At 64.2% G+C, this 24,506-nt stretch carries 17 protein-coding genes; 9 read left to right on the top strand and 8 right to left on the bottom strand.

Annotated features, from left to right (window positions below):
- Positions 1-218: 218 nt before the first annotated feature.
- Positions 219-1,067 (top strand): formyltetrahydrofolate deformylase, encoded by an 849-nt coding sequence (gene purU, locus Q0602_RS24255; RefSeq protein WP_295037381.1) that lies wholly within the window; start codon positions 219-221, stop codon positions 1,065-1,067.
- Between the two features lie 17 nt (positions 1,068-1,084).
- On the opposite strand, the gene dinB is transcribed toward purU, so the two are convergent.
- Both dinB and lexA read right to left on the bottom strand, forming a co-directional pair.
- Entirely contained in the window at positions 1,085-2,152 is a 1,068-nt protein-coding gene (gene dinB / locus Q0602_RS24250; RefSeq protein ID WP_298848731.1) for a DNA polymerase IV, read from the bottom strand.
- Between the two features lie 17 nt (positions 2,153-2,169).
- Positions 2,170-2,817, bottom strand: coding sequence for a transcriptional repressor LexA (gene lexA, locus Q0602_RS24245; protein ID WP_295037385.1), 648 nt, complete (start codon positions 2,815-2,817; stop codon positions 2,170-2,172).
- A gap of 290 nt (positions 2,818-3,107) precedes the next feature.
- Between lexA and Q0602_RS24240 the strand changes: the two genes are divergently transcribed.
- From Q0602_RS24240 to Q0602_RS24230, 3 genes are all read left to right on the top strand, one after another.
- The gene (locus tag Q0602_RS24240) at positions 3,108-3,776 is read left to right on the top strand and encodes a TetR/AcrR family transcriptional regulator (protein WP_295037387.1); all 669 of its coding nucleotides are present in this window, start codon (positions 3,108-3,110) and stop codon (positions 3,774-3,776) included.
- An 84-nt stretch (positions 3,777-3,860) separates the two neighbouring features.
- Complete coding sequence (nagZ, locus tag Q0602_RS24235; RefSeq protein ID WP_298848728.1) at positions 3,861-4,877, top strand: beta-N-acetylhexosaminidase; 1,017 nt, start codon at positions 3,861-3,863, stop codon at positions 4,875-4,877.
- A 76-nt stretch (positions 4,878-4,953) separates the two neighbouring features.
- On the top strand, positions 4,954-5,526 hold the full coding sequence (locus Q0602_RS24230) for a hypoxanthine-guanine phosphoribosyltransferase (RefSeq protein ID WP_295037390.1): 573 nt from the start codon (positions 4,954-4,956) through the stop codon (positions 5,524-5,526).
- Positions 5,527-5,586: 60 nt separating this feature from the next.
- Here the strand turns inward: Q0602_RS24230 and Q0602_RS24225 are convergent, their stop codons facing one another.
- Positions 5,587-6,420, bottom strand: a complete 834-nt coding sequence (locus Q0602_RS24225; RefSeq protein ID WP_149435684.1) for a pyruvate, water dikinase regulatory protein — start codon at positions 6,418-6,420, stop codon at positions 5,587-5,589.
- 277 nt (positions 6,421-6,697) lie between these two features.
- Between Q0602_RS24225 and ppsA the strand changes: the two genes are divergently transcribed.
- On the top strand, positions 6,698-9,070 hold the full coding sequence (gene ppsA / locus Q0602_RS24220; RefSeq protein ID WP_298848771.1) for a phosphoenolpyruvate synthase: 2,373 nt from the start codon (positions 6,698-6,700) through the stop codon (positions 9,068-9,070).
- A 106-nt stretch (positions 9,071-9,176) separates the two neighbouring features.
- On the opposite strand, the gene Q0602_RS24215 is transcribed toward ppsA, so the two are convergent.
- From Q0602_RS24215 to acnB, 3 genes are all read right to left on the bottom strand, one after another.
- Complete coding sequence (locus Q0602_RS24215) at positions 9,177-10,991, bottom strand: glycerophosphodiester phosphodiesterase (RefSeq protein ID WP_295037394.1); 1,815 nt, start codon at positions 10,989-10,991, stop codon at positions 9,177-9,179.
- Between the two features lie 171 nt (positions 10,992-11,162).
- Positions 11,163-11,759 (bottom strand): outer membrane beta-barrel protein, encoded by a 597-nt coding sequence (locus Q0602_RS24210; RefSeq protein WP_149435686.1) that lies wholly within the window; start codon positions 11,757-11,759, stop codon positions 11,163-11,165.
- Between the two features lie 224 nt (positions 11,760-11,983).
- Positions 11,984-14,587, bottom strand: coding sequence for a bifunctional aconitate hydratase 2/2-methylisocitrate dehydratase (gene acnB / locus Q0602_RS24205; protein WP_149435687.1), 2,604 nt, complete (start codon positions 14,585-14,587; stop codon positions 11,984-11,986).
- 480 nt (positions 14,588-15,067) lie between these two features.
- Here acnB and Q0602_RS24200 point away from each other — a divergent pair, with 480 nt between their 5' ends.
- Positions 15,068-15,730, top strand: a complete 663-nt coding sequence (locus Q0602_RS24200; protein WP_298848716.1) for a tRNA-(ms[2]io[6]A)-hydroxylase — start codon at positions 15,068-15,070, stop codon at positions 15,728-15,730.
- Between the two features lie 109 nt (positions 15,731-15,839).
- A complete protein-coding gene (locus tag Q0602_RS24195; RefSeq protein ID WP_298848714.1) occupies positions 15,840-19,742 on the top strand; it encodes an AAA family ATPase in 3,903 nt (1,300 codons plus the stop codon).
- A gap of 69 nt (positions 19,743-19,811) precedes the next feature.
- On the opposite strand, the gene Q0602_RS24190 is transcribed toward Q0602_RS24195, so the two are convergent.
- Together Q0602_RS24190 and Q0602_RS24185 are read right to left on the bottom strand one after the other, a co-directional pair.
- Entirely contained in the window at positions 19,812-20,534 is a 723-nt protein-coding gene (locus tag Q0602_RS24190) for a UDP-2,3-diacylglucosamine diphosphatase (protein ID WP_298848712.1), read from the bottom strand.
- A gap of 45 nt (positions 20,535-20,579) precedes the next feature.
- Positions 20,580-21,074: a peptidylprolyl isomerase gene (locus Q0602_RS24185; protein WP_298848710.1), complete on the bottom strand. Its 495-nt coding sequence runs from the start codon at positions 21,072-21,074 to the stop codon at positions 20,580-20,582.
- A 183-nt stretch (positions 21,075-21,257) separates the two neighbouring features.
- Between Q0602_RS24185 and Q0602_RS24180 the strand changes: the two genes are divergently transcribed.
- Complete coding sequence (locus Q0602_RS24180; protein ID WP_298848708.1) at positions 21,258-22,997, top strand: glutamine--tRNA ligase/YqeY domain fusion protein; 1,740 nt, start codon at positions 21,258-21,260, stop codon at positions 22,995-22,997.
- 21 nt (positions 22,998-23,018) lie between these two features.
- Complete coding sequence (cysS, locus tag Q0602_RS24175; RefSeq protein WP_298848769.1) at positions 23,019-24,410, top strand: cysteine--tRNA ligase; 1,392 nt, start codon at positions 23,019-23,021, stop codon at positions 24,408-24,410.
- The last annotated feature ends 96 nt before the right edge of the window (positions 24,411-24,506 follow it).

The raw sequence follows: 24,506 nt of genomic DNA, 5'->3' as shown, positions 1-24,506 counted from the left end.
CACCCGGCGCCGGGTCTGGAGCTGTCGCCGACCAACCCTTTCTTCCGGTCGCGGAGGCGCCATGACCGCGGGTCGTCGAGGTTCCGCTTTCGATGGCACGACGCCGAAGCGTCGGAGTTCGGGTCGGCAGCCGTGCCCAATGATCAGTTCGAGCGCTTTTTTTACATCCAGAGTTCTTTCAGAAAGCGCTCCCGCGTTAACAGAGTGTCCTCACAGTTATGTCGCACAACTATCGTCTCATCGTTTCCTGCCCCGACCGCGTCGGTATCGTCTCGCGAGTGTCGAGCTTCATCGCCTCCCAGGAAGGCTCGATCATCGAGGCCAACCAGCACTCCGACCTGGCTACCGGGCGCTTTTTCATGCGCTACGACATTCGCGCCAATGCGCTGAGCGCCCAGGACTTTCGAGTCGCCTTCGCGCCCATCGCCGAGGAGTTCGAGATGAACTGGCGGCTCAGCGACTCCGACCGGCGCCAGCGGGTCGTGGTCATGGTCTCCCGGGAGTCGCACTGTCTGGTCGACCTGCTCTATCGCTGGTCGGCCGGGGAGCTCGATTGCGACATTCCGTGCGTGATCTCCAACCATGACGACCTGCGCGCCATGGTGACCTGGTACGGGATCGACTTTCATCACGTGCCGGTGGATCCGAATGACAAGGCGTCGGCCTTTGCCGAGACCGAGCGCCTGATAACGGCGGCCGAAGCCGACAGCGTGGTATTGGCACGGTACATGCAGATTTTGCCGCCCGATCTCTGCCAGCGGTACGCAGGGCGGGTCATCAATATCCACCACAGCTTCCTGCCGTCGTTTGCCGGGGCCAAGCCTTACCACCAGGCGTTCGAGCGTGGCGTCAAGCTGATCGGTGCCACCTGCCACTATGTCACCGAAGAGCTCGATGCAGGGCCGATCATCGAGCAGGACATCCAGCGGGTATCCCATTGTCATACGCCGCAGGATCTGGTGCGCCTGGGGCGCGATGTGGAAAAGGCCGTGCTCGCCCGCGGGTTGCGATGGCACCTGCAGGATCGTGTACTCATTCACGGCAACAAGACCGTGGTGTTCTCCTGATTCGCAACATTTGATGTTCAGGGCGACGTCGGTTCGTCATCGTCGAACAGGCCCAGCTGGCGCTGCTCCTGCTCCGGCACCAGCCGTACGCCGACACCCAGGAGCCTGACGGGGCGTTCGCCTCGTCGCCATGCACTCTCCAGCAGCTCATGGAAGCGCGCATCGACGATGCCGCGGGCTCCCGTTTCCTGGGTCGTGCTGGAAAAGTCGTCGAAGCGGACCTTGACGAACTGCTTGGCGATGGCGGGATCGCCATGGCGGGCCATGCGCTCGTGCAGCTTCTCGATCAAGGGCTTCAATGCCGTATGGCAATCACTCAGGTGGGGCAGGTCCCGGTCATAGGTCGTCTCGACGCTGACGGACTTGCGTTCACGCGAGACATTGACCGGACGTTCGTCGATGCCGTGAGCCAGCTCGTGAAGACGGCGCCCGAACTTGCCGAAGTGGTCCAGCAGCTTGTCCATCGGCTGGGCCCGCAGATCGGCGCAACTGGCGATTCCGAGCGTGTCGAGTTTGGTGGCGGTCGCCGGGCCGACGCCGTGCAGTTTCCTGACCGGCAGGTCGGTGATGAACGACTCCATCTCCGTCGGCGGAATCACGAACAGGCCGTCGGGCTTGTCCCAGTCGCTGGCGATCTTGGCGAGAAACTTGTTGGGTGCGACGCCGACCGAGATGACGATGCCGGTTCTCGCCAGGGACTCCTCCTTGAGCCAGCGGGCCATCCAGGTGGCACTGCCCTGAAAGCGGGTGACTTCGGTCACGTCCAGGTAGGCTTCATCCAGTGAAAGCGGCTCGACCAGCGGCGTCAGTTCGTGAAAGATGGCCTGGATCTGCTGAGAGACGTCCCGGTATTTGTTGAAGTCGGGCGGTAGCAGCTTCAACTCGGGGCAGAGGCGCAGCGCGCGCGCCGTTGGCATGGCGGAATGGATGCCGAACTTCCGCGCCGGATAGTTACAGGTGGCGATGACCCCCCGTCGCTCGGCACTCCCGCCGATCGCCAGGGGCGTATGGGTCAACGAAGGGTCATCGCGCATCTCCACGGCGGCATAGAAGCAGTCGCAGTCGGCGTGCAGAATCTTGCGCATGGTGCCGGGGGAAAGCCTCAGTGGAGGCCGGAGCCGTTGCCGCCACGAATGACGCCCACGCCGAGCCCCTCGATCTCCAGATGCTGATGCTTCAGATCGAGCACGATCGGCTCGAAATCCGCGTTTTCGGCGATCAGCGTGACGCGGCTGCCCTGGCGCTGGAAGCGCTTGACGGTGACATCGTCCTCCAGCCTCGCCACGACGATCTGACCGTTGCGTATCTCCTGGGTGCGATGAACGGCAAGCAGATCGCCGTCGAAGATCCCGGCGTCCTTCATCGACAACCCCCGCACGCGCAGCAGATAGTCGGCGCTGGGCGTGAAGTAGTCGGCCGGCAGGGGGCAGTAACGGTCGATATGCTCGGTGGCCAGAATCGGGCTGCCCGCGGCGACGCTGCCGATGACCGGCAAGCCCTCGACACTGGCTTCGCCCGGTTCCGGTTCCTGGACGCCGGCTGGCAGCCGAATACCGCGGGAGGTGCCGGGTATCATGCGGATGACGCCTTTGCGGTCCAGCGCGCGCAGGTGTTCCTCGGCGGCATTGGGAGAGCGGAATCCCAGTGCGCGGGCGATCTCGGCTCGTGTCGGCGGATAGCCGAATTCGCCCATCGTCTTGACGATGAAATCGTAGACGTTCTGCTGTCGTGCGGTGAGCGGTCGCGCCATCGTTCTCTCCCGGGCCTTGAAGGTCATCAGGCGTTTGGGGCCTGATTGGATGGTCAGGCATTTATCCCGCTGATCATGGGTCGGATGGCATGGAGCCTGACCCCAGCTAGGCGTGTTCATGCATACAGGCTGGAATTGTATCCAGTCGTTCGCGATGAGGGAAGTCTTTCGGGCCCTGAGTTGGCAATCCCGCGCTCCAGGTCCGACGAAATGCTCGATTGTATGGCTCGTCCCGGAATGATTAGAATCATAATCGTTCTAAGTCGTTGTTCTCTGGCGCGAGGTATGACATGGCCCGACCCGACACCGTTACTCGTATTCTCGATACGGCGGAGGTCCTTTTTGCCGAAAAGGGTTTCGCTGAAACCTCGCTGCGCAACATCACGACTCGCGCCAAGGTCAATCTGGCGGCGGTGAATTATCATTTCGGCTCCAAGAAGGCCTTGATTCAGGCGGTCTTCGCCCGCTATCTCGATCCGTTCTCGGAGCGGCTGAACCTGGCGCTCGATGGACTGGAGGCGCGCTACCGGGAGACGCGAGTGCCGCTCGAGGTACTGTTGGAGCAGCTTGCCACCAGCGTCCTGGAGGTGCCTGCCGAGCGCAATAGCCTCAAGGTCTTCATGAAGCTGCTGGGATTGGCCTACACCCAGGCTCAGGGGCATCTGCGCCGCTACATTCAGGAGCACTACGGGGACACCTTCCACCGCTTCGTCGCCTGCCTGCGCCGGGCGACGCCGGACCTGCCGGACGCCGAACGATTCTGGCGACTGCACTTCATGCTGGGTACCGTGGTCTTCACCCTGTCCGGCCTGGATGCACTGAGAGACATCGCCGACAGCGAGTATCAGGAGCACATGTCGGTCAGAGAGCTGATCCGTCACCTCCGTCCCGTCGTGGTCGCCGGCATGCAGGCGCCATTACCCGCTGCCCTGGAGACGGCCGGCTCGGCGGTAGAGTGAGGTGACCGCCGGCATCGTTCCGCCTCTGTCATGGCAACCCGCTGTCGTCTAGAATCGGGCGCTCAATGGTCTCAGGTGTTAGCTATGACTCAACCTCTCGGCCCGGTCATGCTGGATGTCGAAGGCATCCGGTTACGTGACGAGGAGCGCCAACTGATTTCGCGCGCGGAGGTCGGTGGCGTCCTGCTGTTTGCCAGGAACACGCCGGATGTCGCCACGACCCAGGCGTTGATCGGTCAGATTCGCGAGTGTCGCCCCGACATTCTGGTCGCGATCGACCAGGAAGGCGGTCGGGTGCAGCGATTGAAGGAGGGGGTGACACCAATTCCCCCCATGGCGGTGTTGGGCCGCCATTTCGCGGAGTCTCCCGAGGCGGCCCTGACGTTGACTCAGGATGCGGGCTGGCTGTTGGGCATGGAGATGGCGGCTTGCGGTTTCGATCTGAGCTTCGCGCCCGTGCTGGATCTCGACGACGACCAGTCGCCCGCCATCGGTTCGCGAAGCTTCTCGCCGGACCCGGAGGTGACCACCGCGCTGGCCGGGGCGTTCATCGACGGGCTCCACGACGCGGGCATGGTGGCGATCGGCAAGCATTTTCCCGGCCACGGCGGGGCGCGGCAGGACTCCCATTTCGGGATTGCCGAGGATCCGCGCAGCCTGGCGGAGTTGCGTGAACGCGACCTGGTGCCTTTCGCCAGGCTGGCGGGCAAGCTGGATGGCGTCATGCCGGCTCACGTCATCTACTCCGCGTTCGACGAGCGGCCGGCCGGTTTCTCTCCCAGCTGGCTCGGCATGCTGCGCGAGGAACTCGGCTTCAAGGGGGCCATCTTCTCGGACGACCTGACCATGGCGGCGGCGCATGCGGCCGGGTCGCCCCGCGAACGGGCCGAAGCCGCCTGGGCAGCCGGTTGCGACATGGCCGTCGTCTGCAATGCGCCCGAGGCCGCGCGCGAGATCGTCGCGGCCTGTGAAGGCCGCCAGGCTCCGCGTGTCGCCAAGCTGCGCTATGCGCGCGCTCGTCCCACTCTGGCGTCGCTCGCCGCCATCTCCCGCTGGCGGCGCACGCACGCGCGTCTCGAGGCGCTCAACGAGGCCGAGTGACGGGCAGGGCACGCTGTTTTCCCGCGACGGCTGCGGTGATCCTGGCCGTCGCTCTCTTCATGGTGAACCTTAGACGATGAATCAAACCCCTTCGATCGACGCCCTGAGCTCGATGCAGGAAGTGATGGACAACGCCGATTGCCTGATCGATCAGGCGCAGGTGGAGCAGGCTCTGGACCGCATGGCGGCCGACATCACGCGCGAGCTGGGCGACAAGCTGCCGGTCTTCTATTGCGTCATGAACGGCGGACTGATCACCACCGGGCATCTGCTGACGCGGCTCGGCTTTCCTCTGGAAGTCGATTACCTGCACGCCACGCGCTATCGCGGCGGTATTCGCGGCGGTGAACTGTTCTGGCGGGTGTCGCCGGAAATTCCGATGGCCGGACGCCATGTCGTGATCGTCGATGACATCCTCGACGAGGGCGCCACGCTGGCAGCCATTCTCGATTACTGCCGCCAGGCCGGGGCGGCAAGCCTCTCGACGGCGGTGCTGGTCGACAAGCGCCACGATCGCAAGTCGTCCCCCGATCTCAAGGCCGACTACTGCGGCCTGGAGGTCGTCGACCGCTACGTGTTCGGCTTCGGCATGGATTACAAGGGCTACTGGCGCAACGCGCCGGGCATCTTCGCCCCGAAAGGGCTATGACGCGAGGCTCGCGCCAGGCGGGCCGTTCCCGGTCGGCAGTGATGGTTGTCTTCGGCCCGCTCAACGCGGGCTGAATCGCCTCTGGAGTCCCGTCTCGTTCATCATGCGTGTCGATATCTCCTCGATCGAGAAGCGGGTGGTATCGATGTAGGGAATGTTGTGGCGCCGGTAGAGCGCCTCCGCCTGGCCGATCTCCTGCATGCACTGGTCCATCGAGCAGTAGCGACTGTCCGGCCGGCGCTCGGTGCGGATGGCCGACAGCCGGCGGGCATCGATGGTCAGGCCGAACAGCTTGTGCCGATGTTTGGCCAGCGATGGCGGCAGGTTGAGAATGCCGTTCTCGTCCAGGTCGTCCTCGGTCAGCGGGTAGTTGGCGGCACGGATGCCGAACTGCAGCGCGAGATACAGCGAGGTGGGGGTCTTGCCGCAGCGCGACACCCCGATCAGGATCACGTCCGCCTCCTGATACTGATGCGTTCGTGCGCCGTCGTCGTTGTCCAGGGCGAAATTGACCGCCTCGATACGGTGCATGTACACGTCGTCGCGGCCGATCGCATGGGTACGCCCGACGGTGTAGGTCGAGTGGGTCTCCAGCTCCTCTTCCAGCGGGGCGAGGAAGGTAGAGAAGATATCGACCTTGAAGGCCGATGCCTCGGCCACGATGCTCCGGATCGCCTGATCGACGATGGTGTCGATGACGATGGGGCGGATGCCGTCGCGCTCGGCGGTGGCCTCGATGATGCCCACCAGCGAACGGGCCTTGTCGAGCGTATCGATGTAAGGCTTGGTGACCTGGATGAAATCCGTATTCTCGAACTGTGAAAGCAGGCTGCGACCGAGGGTCTCCGCAGTGATGCCGGTGCCGTCGGAGATGAAGAAGGCGGTGCGGGGCATGGCGTTCATCCGTGGGTGTCGATCGTCCATTGTCAGCCGAAATCCGCGACCGGGGCAACTCGTCCCCGGTGGCGGCGCCGCACCGACTCGCGTGACTACAGGAATGCGCGAAAAGCGTGGATTCCTGTAGAAATACTCCAAACTCTACGCCCTTAAACTTCTGGCTAAGCCCAAAGTCGCCTGTTAGCTTCTGGCTCCATCGAGGCGCAGCGGAGCGCGCCGTTTCATGCGCCACGTTTCATCGGCAGTGGCCGGCCAGGACGATCAGGAGACGACTTTGGAACCCTTCATCATCACTTTCGAGCAACTGGGAATGTCCGACGTCGAGCGCGTCGGTGGCAAGAACGCCTCGCTGGGGGAGATGATCTCCAACCTGGCGGACGCCGGGGTCACCGTGCCGGGCGGTTTCGCCACCACGTCCCACGCCTATCGTGAGTTCCTGGCCCATGACGGCTTGAACGACCGCATCAACGCGGAACTCTCCAAACTGGACGTCGACGACACCGAGATGCTCGCCAAGGTGGGCGAGAGGATTCGGCAGTGGGTGATCGATACGCCCTTGCCCCCCGCGTTCGAGGATGCGCTGGGTGACGCCTACGAGACGTTGCAGGCCCGCCATCCCAACCTCAAGGTGGCCGTGCGTTCATCGGCCACCGCCGAGGATCTGCCGGACGCCTCCTTCGCCGGCCAGCAGGAAACCTTTCTCAATATCGATGGCTTCGACAACGTCAAGCGTGCCGTCCATGAGGTCTTTGCGTCGCTGTTCAACGATCGCGCCATCTCCTATCGCGTTCATCGCGGCTACCCGCATGAGAACGTCGCACTCTCCGCCGGCGTCCAGAGGATGGTGCGCTCCGAGACGGCGGCAGCCGGCGTGATGTTCACGTTGGACACCGAGTCCGGCTATCGCGATGCGGTGTTCGTCACCGGCGCCTGGGGCCTGGGCGAGACGGTGGTGCAGGGCGCGGTCAATCCCGACGAGTTCTATGTTCACAAGCCGACGCTGGCTGCCGGCAGACCGGCCGTGTTGCGACGCACGCTGGGCTCCAAGCGGATCAAGATGGTCTACACCGACGATGCGGCCGCCGGTCGCTCGGTCAAGACGGTGGATGTCGGCCATGCCGATCGCCAGCGCTTCTGTCTGAGCGACGAGGATGTCATGGAGCTGGCACGCCAGGCGGTGACCATCGAGAAGCACTATGGCCGCCCGATGGACATCGAGTGGGCCCGCGACGGCGACGACGGCAAGCTCTATATCGTCCAGGCCCGGCCGGAGACGGTGGTGTCGAACCAGGAGGGCGGCACCCTGGAGCGGTTCACGCTCAAGAGCAAGAGCCGCGTGTTGGTCGACGGTCGTGCCATCGGCCAGCGGATCGGCCAGGGCAAGGTCAAGCTGGTGGCATCGCCGGAAGAGATGCACAAGGTACAGTCCGGCGACGTGCTGGTGACCGACATGACCGACCCCGACTGGGAGCCGATCATGAAGCGCGCGTCCGCCATCGTCACCAATCGCGGCGGACGTACCTGCCACGCGGCGATCATCGCCCGTGAACTGGGAATCCCCGCCGTGGTCGGCTGTGGCGATGCCACCGAGCTGCTCCAGGACGACGTCGAGGTGACGGTCTCCTGCGCCGAGGGCGACACCGGCCACGTCTATCAGGGCAAGCTGGAGTTCGATTGCCAGACCACCAGCGTCGACGCCATGCCGGAGATTCCGTTCAAGATCATGATGAACGTGGGTAACCCGGATCGTGCCTTCGCTTTTGCCGGGCTGCCCAACGACGGCATCGGGCTGGCGCGCCTGGAGTTCATCATCAACCGCATGATCGGGGTGCATCCGCGGGCGCTGATGGATTACGACAAGCTCTCCAGCGACCTGCAGCAGACCATCGATCTGCGCACCGCCGGCTATGACGATCCGGTCAGCTTCTACGTCGATCGCCTCGTCGAGGGCATCTCCACGCTGGCGGCGGCGTTCTATCCCAAGCGGGTGATCGTGCGGCTGTCGGACTTCAAGTCCAACGAATACGAGAACCTGATCGGCGGCAAGCTCTACGAGCCGGGCGAAGAGAATCCGATGCTCGGCTTCCGCGGCGCCTCGCGCTACATCTCCGACGACTTCCGCGCCTGCTTCGAGCTGGAGTGCCGGGCGCTGAAGCGCGTCCGCGACGAGATGGGGCTGAACAACGTCGAGATCATGGTGCCGTTCGTGCGCACGCCCGCCGAGGGCAAGGCGGTGGTCGACCTGCTCGAGGCCAATGGACTCAAACGCGGCGAGAATCACCTCAAGGTGATCATGATGTGCGAGCTCCCCTCCAATGCGCTGCTGGCCGACGAGTTCCTGGAGTATTTCGATGGATTCTCCATCGGTTCCAACGACCTGACCCAGTTGACGCTGGGGCTGGATCGCGATTCCGCGATCATCGCGCATCTGTTCGACGAGCGGGACCCGGCGGTCAAGAAGCTGCTGTCGATGGCGATCCAGGCCTGCAAGGCTCAGGGCAAGTACGTGGGCATCTGCGGCCAGGGACCTTCCGACCATCCGGAACTGGCCAAGTGGCTGATGGAGCAGGGGATCGATTCGGTCTCGTTGAATCCGGACGCCGTGCTCGAGACCTGGTTCATGCTGGCGGGCGAAACGCTGGGCTGATCGTTGCGAGGCAGCCCTGGGGGCCGGCGCGATGTCATCGCGCCGGCCTTTTTGGTTTCGAGGTGGTGGCGAGACGTCGACAACCGCGCCTCCACCGCCGGGGCGGTCACGACCGCAGCCAGTTGCGCAGCTTCACCAGCAGCAGCTCGCCGTCGGACATTGCCCGTCGTTCCTGCAGGATCTCGGCGAGAGCATCGGGCCGATCGGTGATGATGTTGTCGACCCCCATGTCGAGATAACGCGACATGTCGCCGACCCCGTTGACGGTCCACACCGCCACCCCCCGGCCGGTATCGTGAATGGTCCTCAGCAGGCTCGGCGTAGCCTGGGTGTGGCGCAACCCAATGATGTCGGCGTCGGTGGTATTCAGCGCACCGGGCAGGACGAACTGCAGAAACAGGGTCGTCCGCAGGTCTTCGTCCAGTCTCTTGACCACCTCGATGACATCGGGTGACAGCGAGGCAATCACGGCGTGGTCCGTCATCTGGCTGGCTTTCAACTGGGCAATGACCTTTTGGGCCAGTTCCTCGGCGGTTCCCGGTGCCGGTTTGAGCTCGACGTAGAGCCCGATGCGATCTCGCGCGTTGTCCAGGATCTGCTGGAAGGTGGGAATGCGCTCGCCAACGAAGGCGTCGCCGAAGTAGGAGCCCACATCGACCTGCTCGATCTCATCGAGCGTCATGTCGCTGATGTTACGGTCGACCCCGGTCAGTCGACTCAGATTGTTGTCGTGGGAGACGACGACCTGACCGTCGCCACTCAGCCGGACGTCCAGTTCCAGGTAGTCGGCGCCATCGGCGATGGCCTGGTTCATCGAGGCCATGGTGTTCTCGGGCGCCACCAGCGAGCTCCCGCGATGTGCGGTGATCGCGACGTGGTCGTTGATCTCGAACCCATGCAGTATCCAGCCCGCCTGGCCGAGCGCGAAGACCAGCAGCAGGATCTCCGCCCCCCAGGCAATGATGCCGGAGCGCTGCGGTGTCGCGGAGGGGCGAAACACCGGCGCCCGCCCGATGGCGCGGTGGTACAGCGTGATCACCAGCAGGCTGTTGGCGGCGATACCCAGGAAAGTGAGCGCGATCGTGGTGACGATATAGAGTGCCAGGTAGGCAAGCATCGCCGGGATCAGGACGCTGTTGCGCTCCGGCAGGTACCCGAGCAGCGTCCCGCCCAGCGTGTTGAAGGTCAGCGTGAAGACGACCGGGATGGCCGCCACCAGCAGCGCCATGCCGACGACGGCAAGGGCCATCCGCAGGCGGCGTCCCTGTGTCAGTTCGCGGCTGCGTCGCAATGCGGCAACCGGCTCGAGGCCGTCGAGCATCATCGCCGGCAGCGCCAGGAACCAGCGAAAGTAGAGTGCGGCGCTGAGCAGTACCAGAACCAGGGTGATCGGCGTGGCCACGGCGAGAAATTCCCACAGCGCGGGAGGCTTCAGGTGGATCAGGATGTAGGGCTCGATATCGCCGAGCATGGCGCCGTAGAGGTGGGCGAGACCGATGGCGAACGGGGCGGCCAGGAGAAGGTGGCTGCCGACCTGGAGCAGGGTGAGTGTCATCAAGGCCGGTAAACGGCGCAGCACGTGCCATAGCGACCCCATGGCCACCCGGTATCGGTTCCCGGCCTGGCTCGAGACGACGAGCATCATTCCCGCCTGTTGAAGGAAGATCACCAGGAAGCTGAGCCCGATCGCTACCAGCAGCCAGAGCAGCCCCCACAGCGAGAAGGCGACGTCCAGAATCTGTCCGTTGCTGAGTACGGGGCGTCCGATGCGGTGCAGCAGGCCGGCCAGCGTGTTGGCCGACAGTGGCACCCAGACGGCCGAGGCGAGCAATGTGAAGAACAGGTGGAAGGCGATCAGCGAGCGCAGGTGGGCGCGGATCTGCCGGGCGATGTCTTGAATCAATGAGCTGGGTGCTAGCATGGATTGGTCGGCGGTGTCCCTTCCCGGGCCAAGTGTGATCGGTGGCGAATGGACGCGACAAGGCGCGCCATTCAGTGTTGTCGTCAAACGGTCATCTTTGCAAGTTCGTCTGATCCGGAACGGAAAAGGCCGCTCGAAGGCGGCCTGGACGCGGCATCGTCAAGCGCTGGTCTAGAACTGCCAGCCCACGGAGGCGGTGTAGGTGTCGACCTGAAAGTCGCTGTCGAAATCATAGCGTTCGTATTCGGTGCGCAGCAGCAGGTGCTGGTAGCGGAACTGGACGCCAGCGCCGTAGACCGGGTCGATCCCGTCGTTGTCGTCGAGGTCGTTGGACGCCGCGCCCAGGTTGCCCCTGGCATCCGTTTCCCAGCGCGCCATTCCCGCCTTGGCGAACAGCTCGAAACCGGCACCGACCGGCAGTTTGCCGACCAGGCTCAAGCCGTAGGCCTTGCTCTTGAGGTCGACCACGTTGCCGCCGCGGATCAGGTTGGGCTTGCCCAGATCGGCGTAGAAGGCCTCGGTAGCGAAGTAGGGGTTGTATTCGTAGCCGACGAACGCCTTGTAGACGCTGTCGTCGTCGTCGACGCGATAGTTGCTGCCATCGGCGCCGGCGAACTTGCCGATGTCGCTGTCGCTGCTCGCCACCTCGCCGTAGCCGCCGCCGATCCCGAGATAGAGCCCGTCGGCATTGGCGGCCTGGGCCGTCGGCGTCATCAACAGAAGCGGGGAAAGCGCCATCGGAATGGCGAACCAGGTAGTCTTCTTCATCGTGAATCTCCCTTGAATGAGTGCGGACAGGCGTCGTGTCCTTGGGTCCGTGCAGTATCGATTGAGCGTGGTTACGCTGATCCTGGACGCTGGCGAACAGCGTTTGATGAGTCGCCCAGACTTTATGATTAGCCCCTAATGAAGGCAAGACATAAAAAAACGCCCTGCGTTCGCAGGGCGTTTCGGTGACCTCTTCATGAAGCGCGAGCATCGGAAGAGACTTGTCAGGCTTCCTGGGCGACCGGGATGACCGTAGCGGCCGCCTTCTGGAAATCCTCTATCTCATGGAAGTTCATGTAGCGGTAGATCTCACCCGCCATGGCATTGAACTCACCCATGGTAGCCTTGTACTCCTCGACCGTTGGCAGGCGGCCCTCGACGGCCGCAATGGCCGCGAGCTCTGCCGATGCCAGGTAGACGTCGGCGCCGTCGCCCAGACGGTTGGGGAAGTTGCGTGTGGAGGTGGAAACCACGGTCGATTTCGGCGCCACACGTGCCTGGTTGCCCATGCACAGTGAACAGCCGGGCATCTCCATGCGAGCGCCAGCCTTGCCGTAAATGCCGTAATAGCCCTCCTCGGTCAGCTGATGTTGGTCCATCTTGGTCGGCGGTGCAAGCCACAGGCGCGTTTTCAGGCTTCCCGCCGGCTGTTTCTCGAGCAACTTGCCGGCGGCGCGGAAGTGGCCGATGTTGGTCATGCAGGAGCCGATGAAGACTTCATCGATCTTCTGGCCGGCGACGTCGGAGAGCAGGCGGGCATCGTCCGGGTCGTTGGGTGCGCAGAGCACTGGCTGGTCGATCTCGGCCAGGTCGATTTCGATCACCGCCGCATAGTCGGCGTCGGCGTCGGCGCGCATCAGGCTCGGGTCGTCCAGCCAGGCCTGCATGGCATCGATGCGTCGTTCCAGCGTGCGACGATCGCCATAGCCATTGCTGATCATCCACTTCAGCAGTGTCACGTTGGAGTTGAGGTACTCGCTGACGCGCTCTTCGCCCAGCGTGATGGTGCAGCCGGCTGCGCTACGCTCGGCGGAGGCGTCGGAGAGTTCGAACGCCTGCTCGGCGGTGAGATCCTCGAGGCCTTCGATCTCCAGGATGCGGCCGGAGAAGATGTTCTTCTTGCCGGACTTGGCGACCGTCAGGTGGCCCTGCTGAATCGCGTAGTAGGGGATCGCGTGGACCAGGTCGCGCAGGGTGATGCCGGGCTGGCGCTCGCCCTTGAAGCGCACCAGGACCGATTCCGGCATATCCAGCGGCATCACGCCGGTGGCGGCGGCGAAGGCGACCAGTCCGGAGCCCGCCGGGAACGAGATGCCCATCGGGAAGCGGGTGTGCGAGTCACCGCCGGTGCCGACGGTATCCGGCAGCAGCATGCGGTTGAGCCAGGAGTGGATGATGCCGTCGCCCGGACGCAGCGACACGCCGCCACGGTTCATGATGAAGTCGGGCAGGGTGTGATGGGTCTCGACATCGACCGGCTTGGGGTAGGCGGCGGTGTGGCAGAACGACTGCATCACCAGGTCGGCCTGGAAGCCGAGACACGCCAGGTCCTTGAGCTCGTCGCGAGTCATCGGGCCGGTGGTGTCCTGGGAGCCGACGGTGGTCATCTTCGGCTCGCAGTACATGCCCGGGCGAACGCCGTCCATGCCGCAGGCCTTGCCGACCATCTTCTGGGCCAGGGTGAAGCCGCGGCCGGTATCGACCGGCTGCTCCGGCCTGCGGAAGATATCCGAACCCGGCAGACCGAGCTCGTTGCGCGCCTTCTCGGTCAGACCGCGGCCGATGATCAGCGGGATACGGCCGCCGGCGCGGACTTCGTCGAGGATGACCTGGGTCTTGAGCGCGAAGGTGGAGACGACTTCATCGCTGTCGTGGCGGGTCACCTTGCCTTCGTACGGGTAGACATCGATGACGTCGCCCATCTCGAGCTTGTCGACATCCATCTCGATCGGCAGGGCGCCGGCGTCTTCCATGGTGTTGAAGAAGATGGGGGCGATCTTGCCGCCGAAACAGAAACCGCCGGCGCGCTTGTTGGGTACGTACGGAATGTCGTCGCCGAAGAACCACAGTACCGAGTTGGTCGCCGACTTGCGCGAGGAGCCGGTGCCCACCACGTCGCCGACGTAGGCGACCGGGAAGCCCTTGGCCTTGACCGCGTCGATCTGCGCCAGCGGGCCCTTGCTGCCCGGCACTTCCGGCTCGATGCCGTCGCGCGGGTTCTTGAGCATGGCGTTGGCGTGGAGCGGAATGTCGGGGCGCGACCAGGCGTCCGGCGCCGGCGACAGGTCATCGGTGTTGGTTTCGCCCGGCACCTTGAATACGGCGATGCTGATCTTCTCGGGCAGGGCCGGCTTGGCCAGGAACCATTCGGCACCGGCCCAGGATTCGAGCACGCTCTGGGCGGTGGCGTTGCCATTTTTCGCGCGTTGGGCCACGTCGTGAAAGGCATCGAACATCAGCAGGGTGTGCTTGAGCTGTTCGCCGGCCTCCTGGGCCAGCTCGGGGTCATCGAGCAGCTCGACCAGCGTGGCGATGTTGTAACCGCCCTGCATGGTGCCCAGCAGCTTCACCGCATGAATCTTGTCGATCAACGGCGAGCTGGCCTCGCCCTTGACCAGGGCGGTCAGGAAACCGGCCTTGACGTAGGCGGCCTCGTCGACGCCCGGGGGCACGCGGTCGGTGATCAGTTCGAGGAGAAACGCCTCTTCACCGGCCGGGGGCTGCTTCAGCAGCTCGACCAGTTGCGCGGCCATCTCGGCGTTCAACGGCTTCGGTGGCACGCCTTCCTGGGCGCGCTCCTCGACATGTTGGCGGTAAGCTTCAAGCACGGTGGAGACCCTCATCTAGAGTTGGAGCCCGCATGAGCGAGACGGACATAGGTGCCATGACGTGGCAGGCACGGAACCGCTCGTCGTTCGGCGACCCAGGATCGTCTGGCAGCCATTGGAATGGCTGGCACGAAATCGGCTGCGATGGGCGCTGCGAAGTCTACGTGAAACTGTCGACAATGTTAAGGAGCCCTCGATTCCGCGCCCTGGCGGCTCCGATCGGCTGTCAATGTCACCATGGTCATGGAGATGGCTATCGAAGTCTCGTCGGCCAGGCGCTACCATGAGTCCACGCGACGCCGAATCCACTCTGATTCAACGTACCGAGCGATGGAGACCGTTGAGTGGGGTGGGTCTGGCCTTGATGGCCGTGTCGACTGTCTCAGGGACGATCTTCACGGGATACGACACGCCCGGCTCTCATTCGGCGTCTTTCACCACCAACGTATTCGGCCATTGCCGAGCGCCCGAAGAACGTCAATGACTACTGAACGAATGACCGACGACATCGATGTCGACGCCGACCGCCTGCTGCCGGCCGAACTGCTCGAGTTTCTCCCCTGTGCCACGCCCCAGCGCTGGATCGAGGCCGCGCTGGAGAATCCGGCGCTATTGTTGATCGATCACGCGCAATGTGAAAAGAAGGCCGCTTCGACGGCGATGAGCCTGATGTTCCGCTATGTCGATCGCCCCGAGCTACTGACCAAGATGTCTCAGTTGGCTCGCGAGGAGCTGCTGCATTTCGAGCAGGTGGTGGGCTTGATGCAGGAGCGGGGCGTCGACTACTCCCACATCCAGGCGTCACGCTATGCGGAAGGGCTGCGGGAACACGTGGCGCGCGAAGAGCCGGATCGGTTGATCGATATTCTGATCGTGGGCGCGTTCATCGAGGCACGCTCCTGCGAGCGTTTCGCCCGACTCATTCCTCATCTCGACGAGTCGCTTGCCAAGTTCTATCGCTCCCTCGTGCGTTCCGAAGGACGCCACTTCGAGGATTATCTCGGGCTCGCCGAACGCTATGGGGGCGAGGCCGTGGTGGCCGAACGCGTGGTGCGCTTTGCCACTCACGAGAGAGCCTTGATCGAAGGTGAAGACGCCATGTTCCGCTTTCACAGCGGCGTGCCGACAGCGATCTCGCCATGAATCGTCGCCGCCTCGCCGATCGTACCGGTCCAAGCCAGCCGGAAGGGCGTGGCAACGGGCTGCCGATGATCTCCGCGCGGCTGCCTCCTCTATCGGATAACGGAAAACGATGAATTCAGGTCGAGCTACAACAACAATCGCGCTCTTCGGACATTTCGGGTATCAGCAAGGCGACGACTCCCTGACGCACTTCAGCTACGACAAGGTGAAGGCGCTGCTGGTCTATCTCCTGATGCAGGATGCGCCGGCCAGTCGTGCCGCGCTGGCCGAGATGCTGTGGCCGGACCAGGGCGTCAAGTCGGGGCGCACGAACCTTCGCCACGCCCTTCACTGTCTCCGTCATAGCCTCGGCGATCTTGCCGAGGCGTCGTTGACCGTCACCCGTCAGACCATCTCCTTCGATTTGCCGCCCAATGTTCACTGGGATCTCCGCGAGGTGGATGGCTTGCTGCGCGAGCCTCCCTCCATCGATGTGCTCGACCGGCTGCTCGACTACTATCGCGGCGACCTGCTGGCCGAACTGCATCTTGGCCAGTGCGTCGCCTTCCAGCAGTGGCTGGTGCGCACTCGGGGCGAGTGGCGACAGCGCTTGACCGAATATGCGGAGCGGGTTCTGGAGGCGTCTTCGGCGCTGCCCGAGGCGCTGCTTCGAACCCTGATTCACCGCATCCCGGATTTTGGTCCCTTCCACGAGCGCCTGGTAAGGCAGCTCGCCGAGCACGGGCAATTCGCCGCCGCCCGGGAACAGTTCAACGCCTTCCTGCAGCACCTTGCACTCTCCGGCCAGCAGCCCGAGCCGGGCTTTCTGCAGTTGGCGAGGTTCTGGTCGGAGGTGCCGGAGCAGGGGCGCCCCCGGATCGATTGGTCGAACGTCTCCGGCGGCGACACTTCCCCGGGGCAGCGAGAGGCGCCGGGGTACTCGACGGAGGACATCGACTACCGCCAGGTCACGGTGATGGCGATCGCGCTCCGGCCGGTGGATGCCGGGAACGATCTCGGCCGGGCGCTGGCTTGTCTGAAGGCTCAGGACCAGCTGTTTCGATGGCTGGAGACCCAGTGTCGCCATCTTGGCGGTTTCTGGCAGGCGGCGGTGGGAAGCGGGGTGGGCCTCGCCTGTTTCGGCACCCATGGCCCGACCCACCAGCTGGCCGAATTGGTGGCACTGTTCGAGCACTGCCGACAAGGACTGGCTCCCGAGCTCGATAGCCTGTGGCAGGGGGATGAGGCGCCGCCGCGGTTCACGCTGACGGCCGGCCTCGATAGCGGCCGCGTGATCTGGCTCCCCGAGCGGCACTCGATCGATCCGTTCGGCGACGTGACCCAGGTGGCGTTGGCCATGATGGTGGCGGCCAAGAGCAGCGAGCTGGTCATCTCGCTCAACGCCAGCCAGCATCTGCCACCGGCGTTCGATCTGCAGTCTCGTCTGACGCCGCGCCTGATCAGCAGCGATGGCCGCGTCCAGCGACGGGGGCTGGTGCTGGGCGTGGAGTCCTCCGGTCGCGAGACGCTGCCGCCCAGCCTGACCGGACGCGAGGCGGAACTTCGCCAGTTGCGCGATGCACTGGCCCGGGTTGCCCTGGGGCTGCGGCAAAGTCTGCTGGTGCTGGGCGACACGGGGATCGGGAAGTCTGCCCTGATGATCCATTTCCGGGAATATCTGCAGCACGAAGAGGCTGCGGTTTTCTGGCGTCCTACGACCCGGTTGTCGAGTCAGGCGTCCTACGGTTTGATCCAGGCGCTGCTGGGGTGGTATCTCGAGGCGGAACCGGATGATGATGCGATCAGAGGGGTGGTCGACCGGATCCCCGCATTGGAGCGGGTCGGCATCGAGCGACGGCAGTTGCTGATCGATGTGCTCGGGCGGGCACCGTTGGCGAGGGAGGACGCCGACGAGGCGGTGGAGTTGGTCACTCAGCTCACCCAGGCGTTGATTCTCGAGACGACCCGTTCCCGTCGTCCGCTGGTGATCATCATCGACGATCTCCAGTGGCTGGACGAGCCGTCGCTGAAAGTCCTCCAGAACCTGCAGGCCCGGCTGCCGATTCATACCGCCTTGCTGCTGGTTGCCTCCCATCAGAATCGAGAGGTTCCCTCGGTCAGGTTGAACTGGGATCAGCAGGTGGTGCTGGGACGTCTCGACGCGGAGCGGTCCTCGAACATGCTGGACTACCTGGCCCGACGGCACCGCCTCAAGCTGAACCCGCGATTGCGCGAGCAGTTGATCGAGCGGTGCGAGGGGGTCCCTCTCTATCTGCAGGAGATCTGCCGTCGGCTCGAGATCGACCGCCGCGAGGGCCGGCGACTGGACGCCGACAGTCTGCCGAGCGGACTGCTGGGGTTGCTGGCCAGCCGCATCGATCAACTGCAGGGATATCGCCAGGTCGCGCACCTGGCGGCGACGCTGGGGCGCCAGTTCGAGGCCGGCATGCTGCGTGCGGGTCTGGCGATCAGCGACGATCTCTTCAAGGTGGCGCTGGAGCAGATGCGACGGCTCGAGATCATCGAACCCTGCGATATGCCGCCCTACGACTTCCAGTTCAGCCATCCGTTGCTGCAGGAGGCGGCCTACCTGTCCTGCCCGCAGGATGTGCGGATCGTGCTGCACCAGCAAGTCGTGGCACTGATCGAATCCAGCTATCCCGCCTGGATCAGCCGCCACCCGGGAGATTTCGCCGAGCATCTGCGCCGAAGTGGCGATCCGGCCCGGGCCGCACGTTATTTCGAAATGGCGGCGAGGAGTGGCCTGAAGGTCAGCGCCAACCGCACGGCGCTGAAAATGGCGGAGTCCGGTCTCGCCTGCCTGAACATGATATCCGGCGGCGGTGCCGAGCGTGAAGTCAGCCTGCTGACGGTGAAGGGGCAAGCTTGCTATGCGCTGGAGGGACATGGCTCGCCGGCGGCGCAAGAGAGCTTTCTCCGGGCCCAGAGCCTGTGGCAGGGCTCGGTTCTGGATGACGACGAAGCTGACGATCAGGCGTTTCTGGTGACCTGGGGGCTATGGGTCGGCGCGAGCCAGCGCCACGCCAATCGCGAGGCGGAGTCGTTGGCCCGGCAGCTGCGCGAGCTGGCGCAGCGCATTGATGACCCGCGCTACCAGCGCCTGGCGCTCTACGCCCGCGCCCATGGCGAGTACTGGAGTGGTCGAATCTCGCTTGCCTTCGAGCACCTCGACCAGATCGATCCACTGAGCTGGCCGATGGTTCTGGAGTGGTTGCCGTACTCCGACCACCCGCAGGTGGCTGCGGCCTGCTACCAGAGCTGGACGCTGTGTCTGCGGGGCGACTACCGCCGCGCAGAACAGCAAATGGAAGCGGCCATCCGGTTGGCGGAATCCGTGCGGCACCCGGGGTCGTTGGCCATGGCGCTGATATTTGCCGCTTCCCTCTACCGCCAGCTGGGACATGTTCATCTGGCGACGGAGCGTGGCCGTCGCGCGCACGAGATGACGCGGACCGCGGACCTCCAGCGGTGGCATTGGGAGGCCGACTGCGTGCTCGGCTGGAGTCGGTCGCTGGCAGGGGAGTCGCAGGGTCTGCAGAGCATCGAGTCCAGCGTCGCCCGGCTGAGCGAGTTGACGGGCCGGGAGCCCTGGCAGCGGCCCTTCCTGTGGTACGGCGATGCCTGCCTGGCGCTCAACGATGTGGCGCGCGCCGTGGCCTATCTCGAACCCTGTCTGAAGCATGCGCGCACGCGACGCTCGTTGATGATGCCGGAGATCGCGTTGCAGATGGCCCGAGCCAGGCATCGCATGGGTGACGACATGGAGAGCGTGGCGGCTCTCATCGAGGAGTCGAGAAGCTGGGCCGTCGAGTCCGGCAGCCCCCACATGGAATTGAAGAGTCTCGAGATGTGGCTCTCCCTGGTCGACGCCGGCGACCGGGACAAGCAGCGCGCACTGCGTTACCGGCTGGGGGAGGTGGCGCTTTCCGATGCGCCGGTTCTGACTCGCTGGCGGACGCTACTGGACAATGTCAGCGCCTCGTCCCCCCGTTCGCCCGATTACCAGCTCTAGGCGCTGTACGAAAACGGCGAGAAAGCCATCCCGGTAATCCGCCCGGCGCGAAACCGCGCGCCGGTGCGATCAGATGGCGAACGACTCGAGTGTCAGGCCGTCGTCGTCCACCCTCAGCTGCCAGCCGGTGCCGGGACGCCAGTCGCCGATCACGTAGCGTTCGGCCGGCTCCCCGCCGACGCTCAGTTCGTGCACCGCCGGTCGATGCGTGTGACCGTGGATCATGACCCTCACGTCATGGGCCTGCATCGTCTCGATGACGGCCTCGGGCGTGACATCCATGATGTCCTCGGCCTTGTTGGTATTGGCTTCGCCGGACTGCTCCCGGAGTTTCCTGGCCAGTGCGATGCGTTCCTCCACCGGCATTGACAGGATCTGTGCCTGCCAGGCGGGGTCGCGAGCCTGGCGTCGAAATGCCATGTAGGCCTCGTCGCGAGTACACAGGCTGTCGCCGTGCATCAGCAGGACTCGTTGCCCGCCCAGTTCCGCCACCGTGGGGTCGTCGAGCAGGGCGCAGCCGCTATCGGCGGCGAACCCCTCGCCGATCAGGAAGTCCCGGTTGCCGTGCATGAACGCCAGACGGGTGCCGGCTTCGGCGCACGCCTTCAGCTCGGCAATGATCCGCTGCTCGAACTCGCCCCGATAGTCGTCTCCAATCCAGGCTTCGAACAGGTCGCCCAGAATGGTCAGCGACGATGCCTCCCGGGCCGGCCCGTGCAGATAGTCGATGAACCCCTTGGCGATGTCCGGCTGGGAGGGGTGAAGGTGAAGATCGGCGATCAACAGTTGCATGCGAGGGGTCGTTCCTGTTGGTGGTCGGCCCGTGAGGGGCGGGGGTCAGTCCGTGACTTCGGCACGTTCGATGACGACGTCCTCGACGGGGACATCGCTGTGCATGCCGCGCCGTCCGGTGGCGACCTGGCGGATCTCGTCGACCACCTCCATGCCGTCGACCACGCGACCGAACACGCAGTAGCCCCAGCCCTGCAGGCTCTTGTCGCGGTGGTTGAGAAATTCGTTGTCGGAGACATTGACGAAGAACTGGGCGCTGGCGGAGTGGGGATCCTGGGTGCGCGCCATGGCCACGGTGCCTTTCTGGTTGGTCAGGCCGTTGTCGGCTTCGTTCTCGATCGTGGCGCGCGTCGGCTTCTGCTCGAAGTCGGTGTCGAAGCCGCCGCCCTGGACCATGAAGCCGTCGATCACGCGGTGAAAGAGGGTCCCGTCGTAATGGCCGTCGCGAACGTACTGCTCGAAGTTGGCGGCAGTCTTGGGGGCTTTCTCGAAATCGAGTTCGAGCGTGATGGGGCCGTGATTGGTGTGCAAAACGATCATCGGAAATCCTGGACGATTCTGGCTGTCGGGAGAGGGCAGGCGGCTTGGCGCCGGCCGCGGGCGTCGCGCTATAATAGCGGCTTTGGGCCGCCGGGAGAAACCGCTGTCCGCGCGTGTTAACCTGCTGTCATCAGGGCCGCACCGTCGGCCGATCATCCGAATCATAGAGGTTGCCTGCATTCCATGAGCGTCGAAAGCAACACGAGCGCCGAAAGCCCCAACGATCGTTCCGAAGCCCAGCCCGGTGCCGAGACCACGCACGGAGCCCCGAATTTCCTGCGCAACCAGATTCGTGACGAGATCGAATCGGGCCAGGCCACCACGATCGTGACCCGCTTTCCGCCGGAGCCGAATGGATTCCTGCATATCGGCCATGCCAAGTCGATCTGGGTCAACTTCGGCCTTGCGGAGCAGTTCGGTGGGCGCTGCCATCTTCGCTTCGACGATACCAACCCGGCCAAGGAAGAGCAGGCCTACATCGATGCGATCCAGGAAGATATTCGCTGGCTCGGTTACGAGTGGAGCGGTGCGGTGCGCTTCGCCTCCGACTATTTCGACCAGCTTTACGCTTGGGCCCAGCATCTGGTTCGCGAAGGCAAGGCCTACGTCGACGATCTCTCGCCGGAGGAGATTCGCGAGTATCGGGGGACGCTGACCGAGCCGGGCCGTCCGAGCCCCTATCGTGATCGTGGCGTCGAGGAAAACCTGGATCTGCTGGAGCGCATGCGACTGGGCGAGTTCGAAGAGGGCAGCAAGGTGCTGCGGGCGAGGATCGACATGGCCGCGCCGAACATCAACCTGCGCGATCCGATTCTCTACCGTATTCGCCACGCCCATCACCATCAGACCGGCGATAAGTGGAAGATCTATCCCTCCTACGATTTCACCCACGGTCAGTCGGACGCCATCGAAGGCATCACTCATTCGCTCTGCACGCTGGAGTTCGAGGATCACCGCCCGCTCTACGAGTGGTTCCTGGCACACCTGCCGGTGCCGGCCAAGCCGCGTCAGACCGAATTCGCGCGGATGAACGTCAACCACACGGTGACGTCCAAGCGCAAGCTCAAGCTGCTGGTCGACCGCAACGTGGTGGATGGCTGGGACGACCCGCGGATGCCGACGATCTCCGGGCTTCGCCGCCGCGGGTATACACCGGCCTCGCTGCGCAAGTTCTGCGACATGACCGGGGTCAGCCGTGCCGCCAACGTGGTCGATATCGCGATGCTCCATTTCGCCATCCGCTCGGATCTCGAGGACAACGCGCCGCGAGCGATGTGCGTGCTGAACCCGCTCAAGGTGGTGTTGACCAATCTCCCCGCGGATCACGACGAGGTCTTCGAGGTGCCGGGCCATCCGGCACGCGAGGACATGGGCACGCGCCGGCTGCCGCTGACCCGCGAGATCTGGATCGACCGTGAAGACTTCATGGAAGAGCCGCCGAAAAAGTTCTTCCGGCTGGCGCCCGGCAAGGAGGTTCGCCTGCGCAACGGTTACGTCATCCGCTGCGATGAGGTCATCAAGGGCGACGGTGGCGAGATCGACGCGCTCCACTGCAGCGTCGACTTCGACACCCTGGGCAAGAACCCCGAGGGGCGCAAGGTCAAGGGCGTCATCCACTGGGTCAGCGCCGAGCACGGCGTGCCGGTGGAGGTCAGGCTCTACGACAACCTGTTCCTGGAGGAAGCGCCGGATCGCGACAAGGATGCCGATTTCCTGGATCACCTCAACCCCGATTCTCTGGTCACCGTGCAGGGTATCGCCGAGCCTGCACTAGCGGATGCCGAACCGGAAGCGCGCTACCAGTTCGAGCGGGTCGGCTATTTCTGTGCCGATCGTCACGCGTGTCGCGACGGCAAGCTGGTATTCAATCGCACCGTGGGGCTCAAGGACAGCTGGGCCAAGATTCAGAAGAAGCAGGGCTAAGGTAACGAGAACATGAGCGCGCTGGAAATCCACAACACGCTGACGCGCCGCAAGGCGAAACTCGAGCCCATCGAGCCCGGCAAGCTGCGGATGTACGTCTGCGGCATGACGGTCTACGACTACTGCCACCTGGGCCACGCCCGGGTCATGGTGGCGTTCGACGTGATCACGCGCTGGCTGCGCCAGACCGGCCTGGACGTCACCTACGTTCGCAATATCACCGATATCGACGACAAGATCCTCAGGCGCGCGGAGGAGAACGGCGAGTCGATTTCGGCGCTGACCGAACGCATGATCGCGGCCATGCACGAGGACGAGGCGCGGCTAGGCGTCCTGCGACCGGATGCGGAACCCCGTGCGACCGGCCACATCCCGGAGATCGTGGCGATGATCGAGCGCCTGATCGAGGGGGGCTATGCCTACGCGGCCGATAACGGCGACGTTTACTATCGTGTTCGCCGCTTCGCCGACTATGGCAAGCTCAACAACCGCAATCTCGATGACATGCGCGCGGGTGCCCGTGTCGACGTCGACGAGCACAAGGAGGATCCGCTCGACTTCGTGCTGTGGAAAGCGGCGAAGCCAGGCGAAGCCAGCTGGCCCTCTCCCTGGGGCGAGGGGCGGCCAGGCTGGCATATCGAGTGCTCGGCGATGTCCACCTGCTGCCTGGGCGACACCTTCGACATTCATGGTGGCGGGCCGGATCTTACCTTCCCGCACCACGAGAACGAGATCGCCCAGAGCGAGGCGGCGACCGGCAAGCCCTACGTCAACGTGTGGATGCACGCCGGCGCGGTGCGCGTCAACCAGGAGAAGATGTCCAAGTCGCTGGGCAATTTCTTCACGATTCGCGAGGTGCTGGAGGTTCACGACCCGGAAGTGGTGCGCTACCTGCTGGTGGCGAGTCACTATCGCAGCCCGATCAACTATGCGCCGGAGTCGCTGAGCGAGGCGCGCAAGTCGCTCGAGCGCTTCTACCACGCGCTCGATGGCGTCGAGCTGATGCACGGCGATGTCGAGGGCATCTATGCCGAGCGCTTTTCGGCGGCGATGAACGACGATTTCAATACGCCGGAAGCGCTGTCGGTGCTGTTCGATATGGCTCGGGAGATCAACCGCCTGCGCGATGTCGAGCCGGTTCATGCCGGCGCATTGGGACAGGAATTGAAACGGCTGGCGGGCGTGCTGGGTCTGCTCGAGCGTGAGCCCGCCGAGTTCCTCAAGGCGGGCGCTACCGGTCTGCCGCTGAGCGAGGCCGAGATCGAATCCCGAATCGAGGCGCGGACGGCGGCCAAGCGCCGCCGCGATTTCGCCGAAGCCGATCGAATTCGCGACGAACTGGCCGCGCTGGGTGTCGTGCTGAAGGACTCTCGCGAGGGAACTCGCTGGAGTTTCGAAGCGCCGCCGGCCTGACCCGGCGCTGTCCTGAAACGATGCTGTCCTGAAACGATGCTGTCCTGAGACGATGCTGTCCTGAGACGATGCTGTCCTGAAACGAGGGAACCCCCC

This window comes from uncultured Salinicola sp., assembly GCF_937921195.1.
GTDB lineage: Bacteria > Pseudomonadota > Gammaproteobacteria > Pseudomonadales > Halomonadaceae > Salinicola.
This window is presented reverse-complemented; position numbering and strand designations above follow the sequence as displayed.